General features: G+C 72.1%; 4 protein-coding genes. 2 read left to right on the plus strand and 2 right to left on the minus strand.

The features are described 5' to 3' along the window. Positions 1 to 194: 194 nt before the first annotated feature. A complete protein-coding gene (locus tag ACRYMN_RS20775) occupies positions 195 to 560 on the plus strand; it encodes a hypothetical protein (RefSeq protein ID WP_432499323.1) in 366 nt (121 codons plus the stop codon). A gap of 49 nt (positions 561 to 609) precedes the next feature. On the opposite strand, the gene ACRYMN_RS20780 is transcribed toward ACRYMN_RS20775, so the two are convergent. Then, positions 610 to 1,026 carry a hypothetical protein gene (locus ACRYMN_RS20780; RefSeq protein ID WP_432499324.1) on the minus strand — a complete coding sequence of 139 codons (417 nt, stop codon included), beginning with the start codon at positions 1,024 to 1,026 and terminating at the stop codon, positions 610 to 612. 272 nt (positions 1,027 to 1,298) lie between these two features. Between ACRYMN_RS20780 and ACRYMN_RS20785 the strand changes: the two genes are divergently transcribed. Further along, positions 1,299 to 1,709: a hypothetical protein gene (locus ACRYMN_RS20785; RefSeq protein ID WP_432499325.1), complete on the plus strand. Its 411-nt coding sequence runs from the start codon at positions 1,299 to 1,301 to the stop codon at positions 1,707 to 1,709. Positions 1,710 to 1,768: 59 nt separating this feature from the next. Here ACRYMN_RS20785 and ACRYMN_RS20790 read toward each other — a convergent pair whose 3' ends face one another. Next, a complete protein-coding gene (locus tag ACRYMN_RS20790) occupies positions 1,769 to 1,975 on the minus strand; it encodes a hypothetical protein (RefSeq protein WP_432499326.1) in 207 nt (68 codons plus the stop codon). Between the last annotated feature and the right edge of the window lie 275 nt (positions 1,976 to 2,250).

Raw genomic sequence — 2,250 nt, forward strand, 5'->3', positions numbered from 1 at the left:
GAGCGCCAGCGCCGCCAGATCTCGTCTTGCTGCTGCGTGCTCAAACCGGACGTCTTCACATCGCCCACCTCCACCACGACCGTGCCCGAGGAGGTGTTGCGTTGACCGGTTGAGACCGCCACCGTTTGTGAGACAGCGACCGGGGTGGACGGCGCCCTGCTCGCGCGTGTCGCCGTGGCAGGCACAGTGATCCGGTGATGGATCCGATGCCCGTGCTGGAGGACCTGGTCTGGCTCTTCGAGAGCGAGCCCGTCTACCCCTTCGGCGTCGAGGACGCGCCGTGGCCCTACGTGTGCGTGCGCTTCGCCCTGACGCGCGGCTCCACCCGGGTGCAGCTGGAGGTCGAGCCGGCCTCTGGGCGGGTCGGGCTGTCGCTGAGCTCGGCGGGCGCGGAGCTGGTCGAGCTGGAGCTGGGCTCGGTGACGTCGCTGGTGGTGGAGAAGAGGGCAGGGCGTGAGCTGCTGGGCGTGCTCTTCGACGAGCGGCTGCCCGTGGGCAGCTTGTGGCTGCAGACCAAGCCCACCGTGTCCGTGACCTGGCGGGCCGGGGCGACCGAGTAGCCAGACCCGCACCACGCCCGGAGGGCGCCGTGAGCGGGCAGGCGGGTGCTCAGGCCGGGGCAGCGTCGAGCAGCGCTCGGCCGTCGGTGTCGTAGACGTCGGTGCGGTGCACGTCCAGGTGGGGCGGGTGGGCCAGCACCGCCCAGCGCACGCCGCTGGCGTGCGAGTCGTCCACCACGCGCAGGTCCTCGCGGGTGCCGTCGGAGAGGTGCACCACCACCGCGCGCACGTCGGCGTACAGCTTGATCAGCCAGGTGGTCGGCTCGTCGGCCTCCCCGCGACTCCAGGCGCCGCCGATGACCTGCCCGGGCGGCAGCGGGGTGCTGCGCTGCGCGGTGCCCCAGCAGCGGCGTCCGCTGGCGGTGCGCACGTCGAGCACCACGCCCGGCCCGCGGGGGGTGTCCTGAGCGTGCAGCGTCCACTGCGCGCCGTCGAGGGCGGTCCCGCTCAGCAAGAGGGTGTCCACCCGGCTCAGTGTGCGGCTACAGCGCAGGCAGCGTCACCCACCGCAGACCGGCGCGGGAACGGTGTCCGCGCTTCGGCATGTCAGTGCGGTCGTCGGCCAGCTCGGCTCATCTCAGAAGCGACCGTTTGTAAGACGGCGCCTGCAGCGCAGTTAGAGCGTGAAGTGCCTGCGGCCCTCGCACACCGTGGGGTGGCTGCACCGGAGACGCCGGATGGTGCAGCTTGCTCGCCAGCCGCCCTCGGCGCACGTGCTCGAGCTGGCACGCTGAGCGGGTGAGCACCTCGCGCGCGGCGTCGTGGACCTGGGGGCAGCGCCTGGAAATCGCCGGCTACGTGCTGGGGATCATCGGGCTCGTCATCCTGGGGCTCGAGCAGGCACGGCAGCGCGACTGGCTGTGGGCGCTGCTGGCCGCGGCCGCACTCGTGGTGCTGGCCCGGGCACTGGTGAGGGAGGTGCGCCGCGGCTCGGCGTCGGGGCGTGCCGCCGAGCAGCGACGCCGACAGGGCGCGCAGAGCGCCAAGGCCGCCATGACACCCGCCCGTCTGGCGGCTCTAGCTCAGGAGCACCACCTGGACGTGGGCACGTCCGCCGGCCGCATCGAGCTGATCAAGGTCGTGCGCCAGGCGGATCGGCGGCTGACGCTGGTGGACGCCAAGACGCTCGTCGACGGCCTGGACCGCTAGGGGCAGCTGGCGGCAGCGCGAGCACGGCAGCGCGAGCACGGCACGGCGCCGGCTTGCGCTCAGGCGCGTCCCCGACGAAGCCCGACGATGAGCAGGCCGAGGCCACAGACGAGCATCACAGCGCCGAGCAGCCACAGCGGCACACCCCGCGGTGAGCGATCGCTGAGGTCGCCGGCGAAGAGGAAGACCGCCACCCCGATGAGGCTGAAGAGCGCCCCGAAGGCGAGCAGGCCAGCTCGTGGGGACTGCTGCGACTGCTCGCTCACGAGGGGACCTCCACGCATCGACTGAGCGAGCCGGCACCGGCCGGCTCGTGGTGGATCAAGGATGCCCAGAGGCGTGCAGCTCGCCACCCGGCTGAAGCACCAGCTCAAGGCGCCGCCACCTGGCTGGCCCAGCCATCGCAGAACCGACGGCGGTCTCAACCGGTCAACGCAACACCTCCTCGGGCACGGTCGTGGTGGAGGTGGGCGATGTGAAGACGTCCGGTTTGAGCACGCAGCAGCAAGACGAGATCTGGCGGCGCTGGCGCTCGGGTGAG

This window comes from Kineococcus gypseus (assembly GCF_050871305.1).
Taxonomy (GTDB): domain Bacteria; phylum Actinomycetota; class Actinomycetes; order Actinomycetales; family Kineococcaceae; genus Kineococcus; species Kineococcus gypseus.